We start from the raw sequence: 8,846 nt of genomic DNA, 5'->3' as shown, positions 1-8,846 counted from the left end.
TATATATGCCTTGCCGGCAAACTAGTAAACAAAAGGCTTAGCCAACTTCAATAGGCTACCATACCTGCTTCTCCATGTAAATTCTACTGGAATTAAAATAATAACACTTTTCCTTGAGGTGGGGGAATTTTCGATTAATATAAACAACGCTTATTTACTGTATTTACTGAAGAATCTTTATTTGTTTTTTATATATAAAATTAATGTATAGTAATAAATAACAGATATACAAGTCTATTAGAAATTACTTTTTGTAGAGAGTAGTTAATGTGTTTTAAAATTAAGGGTGTGTCTTATAAGTACATTGTAAGAAATAATATAGGATTAGTGAAAGATGAGATAGCAGAGGAACTTTAAAAACTAATATCAAATTAGAAAATAGGGAATTTACTCTGAAATTCTTTCAATTATCACTGAAATATTTGTTAAATATTGTAATATTTCATATAATTAGATTGAAGAAACATTAGTAACAAAATTGTAGAGTTTTATTGAGCAAATTAGATTTAGAAAATGATCAGATGATAAATATAAAAAGGGGGTAGCCATTTGAATATTGCAGTTGAAAAATTTAAATTTACTAAGAAAATAAAGCCTATGAATTTTTTTGAATATGAGGTTTTAGGGAAAGGCGATATTTCTAATGTATATAAAATAGTAGGCAAAGCGAGATATGCTTTGACTTCACAGAATAGATTTAAACCTGTATTTTCAAAAGAAAATAAATTGTATTCTTTAGAGAAATTAGAAATTCCAGAATTGGATTACTGTTTTATTGAGCCTAGAGGTTTCAAAAAACTTTCCATTGATACAAATAGTTCAATTTACAGTGATTATTTGGTATATATAATCAACTGTTATCTAAAGAAAAAAGGATATAAAGTAAAGTACAATAAACAGATACTTAATGATAATATTCTAGATAGAAATGGAAAATATGTACAATATAGAAGTTCTAAGGGTATAGAGGTTAAGAGATGTTTTGAAATAAATCCTTATATTTCAAATGATGGACAAGTTTTTTTAGGATGTAATGTAAAATCAATTTTTAATCACAAGAAAAATATCTATGAGATGATGGAAAGTGGAGAAAATATTATAGGCTTACGAGTAAAGTATAATTGGTCTAATATAAACAGTAGTGGTGAGATTGTAGAGATTTTAGATAAAAATATTAATGACAAACTTGAAACTTGTATGGGACAATCACTTATAGAATACTTCTTAAATAATAATCAGGAATATAGAGTGAAAAATTTTACCGAAAAAGATAAAAAGGCTAAAGTTGTAAGAGTAAAGATGGGAAAAAAAATACTGGATTTTATACCTCATTCACTACAGCCGATTGTTGATAGAGAATATGTAAAGAAAGTTGATCCAGATTTTTCTGTAAAGGTAGATAGTATATTTAAAATGGAAATGAATTACAGATTTAAAGTAATAAAACAGTTTCTGAATGATATTGGAATAATAAAAGAATTAGAAAATGGGTATTTTGACTTTAACACATGTAATCAGTTAGACTGTCTCGGATTTAAGTGCATATACATTGATGCTCCAGTTTTAAAAGGGAAAACAAAACTTCAAAAGAAAGTACAGGTTTTTAATAAAGGCTATTATAAAACAGTAGATAAAGAAGTGAAAGTAGGAATAATGTTTCCTGAGGGAACAGAAAACGATGTTAAGACTGCTATACGGAGAATTTGGGATTTTAATACCATCGGAAAGATAAAGAATAATGCAGGAAAAGAATATACAGTAGCATCCAAGGGCTTGATTAATCTGCGATTCAATCGTAACGTGTGGTGTTCTTACCCATTAGGGAGTATTACAGAATATAAAAGAATCGCAAATGATTTAAAAAATAAAGGAGACTTAGATATAATATTAGCAGTTATACCTGACAGCAGTGATGATCCAGATAATCCTTATTCTCCATTTAAACGAGTATTAGCAGAGTTACAATTGCCATCGCAGATGATGACATTAGACAGTGTAAAAGTCATAAATGACTTTGATAACATAGAAAATATATATAAATATAAGGGCTTATACTATATTCATAATATCTCTTTAGGTATATTGGGTAAAGTTGGAGGAATTCCTTGGGTTATTGATAATCCACAATCACCAGTTGATTGCTATGTAGGACTTGATGTAGGGAACCCAACTAAAGGTATAAGATATCCATCTTGTTCAATTGTTTTTGATAGAGATGGTACATTAATCAATTATTATAGACCTAAGATACCACAAACTGGAGAAATTATTGTAACAGATATATTACAAGAAATTTTTGATAAAGTTTTACTTTCATATTATGAAAAACATAATAGTTATCCTAAGAAGATCATGATACATAGAGATGGATTTGCAAGAGAAAGTTTAGATTGGTATAAGAACTACTTTAGAGAACATAACATTGAGTTTGATATTGTTGAGATTAGAAAACATGGGGCAATAAAATTTGGAGAAATAGATAAAGATTTTATCTATAATCCAAAGCCCGGAACTTATATAACCAATGGACAAGTTGCTTATCTGATTTCTTCTGAAATTAGACCATTAAAAGGAGATTCAAAAACAAAAATTGGGTTTGGTTCTCCTATGCCTTTACAAATTGAAAGAGTTTATGGGAGTACAGATTTACATGAAATTGTCAAGCAGGTATATTATTTATCCGAACTACATATAGGTTCTACAAAGAGTACTAGATTACCTATAACAACAGGATATGCAGATAAGGTTTCTAAAAATATTGATACAATTCCTAGTGGTTGTGTAGATAATAAATTGTTTTTCTTATAAACAGATTTAATATATGTAAAACAACAGTTTTTAAAATTATTTTTTACTTATTATGATTTATATATAAAAACTTATTATCACTTTTATAGTGTACCATAATATGTAGTGCAACAATAGACTTTATTAAGAAACTTTTATCAATGCGATAAAAGTTTCTTTTCTGTAAATCTTTAGAACATAGAGCAGGTTAAGCATATAAAAAATTACTAAAATGGAGTATAAACTAGATTAAGATGGGCTATACAAAATCATCTGAAAGAGAAATAGAAAGGGATATGAGCCACATTATATATGAGGGCGTTTTTAATTCTAAGAGGGGATTATTACTTATTATGGCATAGATCTATTAATATTAAGTTTGAGGAAATTCGAAGCAGATATTCAAAGATTATTAACAATAAATAATGTATCAGAGATATTAGTGTTAATTGATGACTTTGATAGAGTAGATGAAGATGTAGTTTATTCAATATTAACTTTTATTAAGGAAATAGCCAATTTTAAGGGGGTTTTGGTAATATTTTTAATGGACTATAAAAGAATTAAAAACAAAAAAATAACTTATAGATTATTTAGAAAAATTTATTAATAAGAGATTTGACCTTAAAAAAATTAGTACAAATGAAATATTAAATTATTATATTAAAAATGATTTCAATTTTGAATATGAATTTAAACAAGATTTAATAAAACAACAGATAGGGATATTCAAAAAGCATATAATAGATTATTTTGAAAAAATAAAAGTTAAATTTGATAATTTAGTTAAGAAAATAGAAAAAGATATTCAAGACAAAAATAATGAGATAATTGATAAAAAAGAAAAGATTCTAATTTTAATATAGAGAAAATTCAAAAATATATTGACAATAAAACAGAACAACTTGAGTTACTGAAAAAAAGAATTGATGTTTTTAATAATGCAACTAAAAATCCAAGAAGAATAAAAAGATTATTTAGAGAAATTGAAGATGTTTTGATATACTTAGATGATAAGTACATTAATGATGAAAATAAATATTTAAATAAATATTTTGAGATAATTAATTTAAATAAAATTATTTTTTATATGTGTTTAATTAAAGTTTTTTTTGAAGAAGAATATGATTTAATTTTAGATAGAGAAGATATTAGTAATTATTTGAATAGTGTTAATGAAAATGCTATAGAAAGAGAAGAATTAGATTCATTGTTAGTTGAAAAAATATTAGAAGATGTTTATGATAAAAATAAGATATTAATAAATGAAGAAGATAGAATTAAAAGAGATATGATTACAAAGTTTATTAATAATAATTTTATTAATAATTCTATGGATGAAGAAATTGCAGGTGAGATTGAAACAACTGACAAAAAATACATCAAAATCATAGATTCAACGGATAAAATAAAATTTGAGAATGATTATATTAAACATATTGAGTTGTTACTACATGCTATTATGTCTTATAGATGGCAAGATGGAGAGTCAATCATAGAAGAAAGATTCAAAAGAGTAATTGGATATATATTTGAATTAGAAGAAGAAGGTGAGTTAAAAATTTACGAAATTATTAACTTTATTAAATGGAAAAATTATTAGATTAGAACTGTTAAATAATAATACTTTACTATTAGAAAAAATAGCATATTTATTAGAAACAAAAGGAATGGTCTATGAAACAGAAGACATGAAAAGAGTAAATAAAAAAGTAATTGATAATCTTGAATTTCATCTTAAATATCAAAATAAAGATATTATTGCTTTGATATTAAGCCTTAGTAAGTTGAAAGAAAATGATTATACTTATGAAAGTATAAAAGCAAGTATTGAAAAATTTAACAGATTAAAAGATATAAATGATTTAGCCATTAAAATATTAAATATAAAGGGAAATACGAATAAAGCAAGTGATGTAGAAGAACTTAAATTTTGGGTTGAAAAGTGTTTGGATAATATAGAAGGAATTGCAAATAATAAAAGTTATATAGATTTACAATATTTAAAAAAGAAGATAGATATTTTTATTAATAATCTGGAGAATATTAGAAAAATAAGAAGATTTATTGACGAAAGTAAAGTTAATATTAATTATAAGTATAAGACATTAAGTGGGAATGAAACATTAGCAGAATTAGAAGATAAAATTATAGAAATGGAAAATTATTTATTTAAAGAGAATGGGGAATTACACTACAGTATATATAATTATTTTAGATCGCTAATTGTTACAATAAGGCATATCTCAACGATGACAAAATTAAGTGAGGAATTGATTGAAAAAATAGATAAAATATATAAAAAACTAGATAATAATTATGAAGAAAAACTATTTGATAAAATGGGATGGCTTTATTGTGGATTTGTAATGACAGAAATAATTAATAATTATGAAAAAGCAAATTGATTAATAATATAAGACAAAAATCTTATTTATACATAGTATAAATAATTATAAAAGGAATATCTTTTAAAGGATATTCCTTTTATAATTATAACTTTTCTACAGCCTTTTCTTTATCTTCATCAGATGGAACTGCGTAAACTTGAGAAATCAATTGAGTTCCTGAATGACCAACCAAGTCTGCAATAACAGTTAGAGGAACTCCTTCATCAATCATTTTTTAATAGCATAGTGTCTTAGTTGATGAGGAGAAATATGAATACCTAATCTTTTGCTATATTTATCCATAATTTTCCAAATACCTGATCTACTATAAGGTTTTTTTCTTTCAGATAACAGAAGGTTATCGTAATCAGTTTTAATCTTACACCTTATTCTTAAATATTCTTGTATAGCATTTTTGCAATCTGGGTTTATTGGAACTTTTCTATACTTGCCATGTTTACCATAAATTAATATATAAGAACTTCTTTCACGAAGTACTATATTATCAATTTTTAAAGAAATTACTTCACTAACTCTAAGAGCATGTCTTAATAGTTCAATTATCAAAATATGATGCTTATAACCATTCCTGTAAATTTCCCTTCTTAGTTTACGAAATGTTTTTTCATCTATCCATTTAGGCTGTTTAGGGCTTTGGATTTTAATCTTCTTTAGATTTTTAGATACATATTCTTTTATATAATTATAAGAATAGAGGAAAGAAAAATAGTTTTTAAGACTCATAATTTTTAAATTTACTGTACTTGCTTTTGCGTTTTTTACATTGATTAGGTACGATTTAAAATCTCGTATGTCTATTGTTGTAGCAATTTCTGGATCAAATGGGTCTGAATTTGAATCATTGAACCATTCTATGAAACTAATAATGTTATCTATATAAGTATTTATAGTTAATTCTGTTTTATCTAGATTTTCTAAATATGCTTTAAACTCATTTAAATAATAACAATCCTTATTCATATATAAATCCCTTTTTTTCATCTTTAACGTACCTCCAAAATATTTTTTAGAAGTATATAGATTTTAGAAATTTATTTTCAAGTAAAATTTAGTTTTTGTATATAAAAATTATTAAAATTGAGGGCTAAAAAGTTTTGTTTCTAATTTTTTTGCGTTAATTTACAATGTAAAAATTCAACAATAAGCAAATCGCTACTTTCGACATGAAGTGAATTTTTAATAAAACATGAAATTGGAAAAAGAATTGTAGTTATGTTGAAAAGTTATGTTTAAAAGGAAAATTGATAAAAAAATACTATATAATTTATCTAAGTTAAGGAGATTTTTGAAATTTTTTATACAAGATCAAGCAAATGATTGATATGAATGATGATATATAGAAAGTAATAGCAAAAGAGTGTAAAAAAAGGCTATAGGATGGCTTTTATTTTTGGAAGTTTTAATATGAAATTAATATATTTACTAAATGATTACTTTTGTATAAATAGATGTTTTGGCAAAAGCAATATTTTAAAAAATTTTTGATTAGGTAAAAAAAGGAAAAAGAATAAGAATGTCAAATATAACTATTATAATAACGATTAAGTTGTTTAAGTAAATAACAAGTTAGGGTAGCAATAATAAAATGGAAATTAAGTTTATTATGGAAAAAGATAGATTAATAACTGGATGCTATTTTATTTAAAGAATTAGTTTAGGGAATTTAATATAAAATCTATTTCATTTATTGGAGATAAAAGAGGTGGATTCACTATATGTATAAAAGGATAAATCTTGAAAAATATAAAATACCAATTGATTACAAACGATTAAACAATTCTTGTGTATTTGATCCAATAAGGAAAAAATTAATTATAGCCACACCAGAAGAAATTGTGAGACAAAAGATTATTAAGTTTTTGATAAATGAGATGGATGTACCTGAAGATATGATCGGAGTAGAGATACCTATGAAGTATTTTAAAAATAGAGCAAGGGGTAGAGCAGATATTATTGTTTATGGTAGAGATGATAAAAATTATTTTGTACCGGTTATGATAGTTGAATGCAAGGCTCCAGATGTACCGTTAACAGATAAAGTTTTAAGTCAAGTTATGAAGTATGATGAAATAATTTTAGCGGATACGATAATGGTTACAAATGGTAATGAACTAGTCATTCAGAGTTATAATTATGATAAAAAAGATTATTTTTACTTAAAAGAGTTTCCTAATTATAGGGATTTAATAAATAAAAAGAATTTAGTATATGATTGCGAAAAAGTTGAATTAAAAAGACCTAAGTTTTCAGAAATAACTGATCCAGAAATAATTGATGCGTATCTTGAATTGGGGCTTATTGGAGAAGATACTCCAAAAGAATTATATAAATTTATTATTAATTTGAATGGTTTATTTATAAATACGAATGAGAAGTTGAATGTAAAAATCATCAAGGATAATAAGATAAAGATATTAAAAGATGGAGGATTAAGATATACAACTTTTGGGAATGCAGCGGGAGGAAATTGGTCTGGTCTTTATCGCTATTTTATTATAGAAGATGATAAAAAGAATAATCAAATAATAAGTATTGGTGTTTTTGGCACGATGAAGTGCGAAAATGATCCTGTATTTGGCAACAGAAAAGGTACAACATCATTAACTGTTGCAGTTGATGCTTATAATATGAGTCATATTTCACTTCATTTAAATATTGATAAATATTGTACAAAGACTAGTGAAAAAGATTATACTATTTGGCATGATGGAAGATTGACTATTGGTAATATTGGTTCGGCTAAAAATAAAGAAGTGATTGAATATGTAAAGAATAAGTATCCAGAACTAGTGATTGATGACAAAATATATCTTGGAAGTCTTGATAATAGTAAAGAAATTAATTTTGAACAGGAGAACACAATTGATTTTTTGGTAAGATTGATAAAATATGCACTAATTAGAGATGAATTTAGAAGATATATGAAAAAAAGGAAAGGGTGATTAATTTGGATGATAGAATTGAAATAATAGATAATTACCAACAAATTGTCAAGAATGCTGTAACTTTTAATGATGCACTTAAAAAGAACATAGATGAAATTATAAATTTATTAAGTAATTTTAGGCAATGGTATTATATTGAAGAAGTAGATGACTTTGCTCCGAGTAAATTTATAGGATATAAAAATATGATAGCAGAAAAGTATATTAATAATCATACTAAAACTATGGATGGTAGAGAAACTGAATTAGTATTAAAAAATATTTTACTAAATTGGAGTATAATTCTTGCAAAGATATTGAATTAAGATTTAAACTTTCTGACAAGATAGAAAAGTGTTAAGGGACAAATTCTTTTGCAAAAACCCCGTAGGGGAGAGATAGAAAAAGTTAATCTGGGAAATGGTGAGATTTACAGGGATATATAGGTTTTTGCTGGGATGTAAATAAAAAATCAAGGGACACATTCTTTTGCAAAAACAAACTGTAAGATAGAGATTTTTTATTCAGATGTTGGCAAGTAAAGCAGCAATCGTTACTTTAGTAATGAGTAGTAACGATTGCCTTTAAAAGCTGAAATTATGCACATTACAAGTCATTTTTATTTAATAAAATTTTATTATAAAAAGTTTATTAAATCAAGTTTTAAGCGGACATTTTTAGAAGTTAAGCGGACATAGGTTTAAAACCAGCAATATCAATATAT

General features: G+C 25.1%; 8 protein-coding genes. 6 read left to right on the top strand and 2 right to left on the bottom strand.

Annotated features, from left to right (window positions below; genetic code table 11):
- Window positions 1-549: 549 nt before the first annotated feature.
- The 4 genes from AB4Y15_RS13365 (at window position 550) to AB4Y15_RS13350 (ending at window position 5,195) form a co-directional block, all read left to right on the top strand.
- Complete coding sequence (locus tag AB4Y15_RS13365; RefSeq protein ID WP_427340844.1) at window positions 550-2,808, top strand: Piwi domain-containing protein; 2,259 nt, start codon at window positions 550-552, stop codon at window positions 2,806-2,808.
- 358 nt (window positions 2,809-3,166) lie between these two features.
- Window positions 3,167-3,397, top strand: coding sequence for a P-loop NTPase fold protein (locus AB4Y15_RS13360; protein WP_427340843.1), 231 nt, complete (start codon window positions 3,167-3,169; stop codon window positions 3,395-3,397).
- Window positions 3,398-3,784: 387 nt separating this feature from the next.
- The gene (locus AB4Y15_RS13355; protein ID WP_427340842.1) at window positions 3,785-4,390 is read left to right on the top strand and encodes a hypothetical protein; all 606 of its coding nucleotides are present in this window, start codon (window positions 3,785-3,787) and stop codon (window positions 4,388-4,390) included.
- An 88-nt stretch (window positions 4,391-4,478) separates the two neighbouring features.
- Window positions 4,479-5,195 (top strand): hypothetical protein, encoded by a 717-nt coding sequence (locus AB4Y15_RS13350; protein ID WP_427340841.1) that lies wholly within the window; start codon window positions 4,479-4,481, stop codon window positions 5,193-5,195.
- An 85-nt stretch (window positions 5,196-5,280) separates the two neighbouring features.
- Here AB4Y15_RS13350 and AB4Y15_RS13345 read toward each other — a convergent pair whose 3' ends face one another.
- Both AB4Y15_RS13345 and AB4Y15_RS13340 read right to left on the bottom strand, forming a co-directional pair.
- Window positions 5,281-5,409: a hypothetical protein gene (locus AB4Y15_RS13345; protein WP_427340840.1), complete on the bottom strand. Its 129-nt coding sequence runs from the start codon at window positions 5,407-5,409 to the stop codon at window positions 5,281-5,283.
- Complete coding sequence (locus AB4Y15_RS13340; RefSeq protein WP_427340839.1) at window positions 5,406-6,179, bottom strand: tyrosine-type recombinase/integrase; 774 nt, start codon at window positions 6,177-6,179, stop codon at window positions 5,406-5,408. The genes AB4Y15_RS13345 and AB4Y15_RS13340 overlap by 4 nt, the downstream gene beginning before the upstream one ends.
- A 734-nt stretch (window positions 6,180-6,913) precedes the next feature.
- On the opposite strand from AB4Y15_RS13340, the gene AB4Y15_RS13335 reads away from it, so the two are divergent.
- Window positions 6,914-8,140 carry a type I restriction enzyme HsdR N-terminal domain-containing protein gene (locus AB4Y15_RS13335; RefSeq protein WP_427340838.1) on the top strand — a complete coding sequence of 409 codons (1,227 nt, stop codon included), beginning with the start codon at window positions 6,914-6,916 and terminating at the stop codon, window positions 8,138-8,140.
- 5 nt (window positions 8,141-8,145) lie between these two features.
- Window positions 8,146-8,448 (top strand): hypothetical protein, encoded by a 303-nt coding sequence (locus AB4Y15_RS13330; protein ID WP_427340837.1) that lies wholly within the window; start codon window positions 8,146-8,148, stop codon window positions 8,446-8,448.
- The last annotated feature ends 398 nt before the right edge of the window (window positions 8,449-8,846 follow it).

Origin of the sequence: Caloranaerobacter longqiensis (genome assembly GCF_050286925.1) — a bacterium.
Classification (GTDB): domain Bacteria; phylum Bacillota; class Clostridia; order Tissierellales; family Thermohalobacteraceae; genus Caloranaerobacter.
This window is presented reverse-complemented; position numbering and strand designations above follow the sequence as displayed.